The sequence below is a fragment of the Phytoactinopolyspora endophytica genome (genome assembly GCF_004138495.1).
GTDB classification, from domain to species: domain Bacteria; phylum Actinomycetota; class Actinomycetes; order Jiangellales; family Jiangellaceae; genus Phytoactinopolyspora; species Phytoactinopolyspora endophytica.
In genome coordinates this window covers 297,112-298,906 of record NZ_ML142849.1, presented here as the reverse complement: position 1 = coordinate 298,906, position 1,795 = coordinate 297,112, and the positions used below count along the sequence as shown (strand labels likewise).

At 68.0% G+C, this 1,795-nt stretch carries 1 protein-coding gene; it reads left to right on the top strand.

Translation table 11 applies throughout. The features are described from left to right. Window positions 1-1,795, top strand: a 1,795-nt coding sequence (locus ELR45_RS36400) for a glycoside hydrolase family 92 protein (protein WP_205855777.1), incomplete at both ends; no start/stop codon positions are given.

Here is a 1,795-nt window from a genome sequence, read left to right as displayed (position 1 = left end):
GGGAGGACGCCCTCGGCACGATCGACATCGAGGGCGGCGCCGAAGAGGAGCGGGTGAAGTTCTACACCGCCCTTTACCACTCGTTGCTCCATCCCAACGTGCGCAACGACGTCAACGGCGAGTACCTCGGCTACGACGACGAGGTCCATGTCGTGGAGGACGGCCGCGACTTCTACGTGAACTTCGCCGGCTCCGGCTGGGACATGTATCGCAGCCAGGCGCAGCTGATCGCGATGCTGTTCCCGGAGGTCGCCAGCGACATCAACTCCTCGATCGTGCTGCTCACGGAGCAGACCGGTGGATGGGCTCCCGGGGCGGCCCGCATGCAGGGCGACAACCTTCAGGTCGTGCTGTCGACCATGGACGCCTTCGGCGCGACCGGCTACGACCGTGAGGCGGCCCTGGCTTCCATGGTCGACACCCAGCGGTTGCCGGGCGATGCCTCCACACGCACGGACGCCTACCAGTACTTCGCGACCGGGATGATCGAGAACCGCAAGGGCGACTTCGCCACGAGCCGGGTGCTGGAGTACTCGATCGACGACTTCGCGATCGCGCAGCTCGCGGACCGGCTCGGTGATAGTGACGCACACGGGCGGTTCATGGCACGCTCGCAGAGCTGGATGAACGTGTTCGACTTCGACACCCGGCACATCCGTCCGCGCGAGCGCACGGGGTTCGACCGCGACTTCGACCTGCGCGTCCGCGACGGTGCCGGCGGCGGCCAGTTCAACCAGTCGACCGGTTACCAGTACGGCTGGCTCGTGCCGCACAACCTTGCGAGCCTGATCGAGGCGCGCGGCGGGACCGAGGCGTCCGAACGCGCACTCGACGTGCTCATGGAAGACCTCGACGCCGGGGCATACACGCAGACCGGGAACTACCTGTCGAACCAGCCCGCCTTCAGCACGCCGTGGGTGTACAACTGGCTGCGGGCGCCGCACAAGGCGACCGACGTGCTCTATCGCGCGGTGACCGAGATGTACGACACGTCACCGTCGGGCTTGCCCGGCAACGACGACCAGGGCTCGCTCAGCTCGTGGTACGTCTTCGCCAACCTCGGTCTCGCGCCTATGATCTACGGCACCGCCGACCTCCTCGTGACCGCTCCGATGTTCGAGCGGATCACCATCTCCAGTGTCGGCAGCGATCGGACCTACGAGATCGTCGCCCCAGGTGCGGGGGACGAGGCACGGTACACCACTGGGCTTCGCGTCGACGGCACGTCGCAGACCGCGTCTTGGCTCCCCGAAGACTTCGCCCGGAACGGCGGCACGCTCGAGTTCGACATGTCGGAGACCCCGGGCCAGTGGGGCACCGGCGAGGACGACGTGCCGCGCTCGTTCACCGAGGGGATGCACGAGCGCAACAACGCCGGCACCACCCCCGACGGCCAGGGCGGTCTCGGCTCGATGGACCTCAGCGACTGGTCCTTCTCGCGGGAGACGCTCGCCGAGGCCGGCGCGGCGCCCGGTGAGACCATCCCGTTCGACGACGCGGACATCGAGTTCACCTGGCCCGTCACCGAGCCAGGGGAGCCTGACAACTGGATCCCGCACGGCCAGCGCGTCGACCTGGAAGACCAGCAGGCGGCAAGCATCTCGTTCCTCGGGCTGGCCACCAACGGTCCCTCCTCCGGTGACGCCACGGTGGTCTACACCGACGGCTCGACGCAGCGGGTGAACGTCACCTTCACCGACTGGGCGCAGGGCGCGGGCGACGGAAACACCGAGCTCGTGACCGTGGACGGTCGCAACGGAGCCGACGGTTCGACCGGCGGGGGCACCTTCCGCGT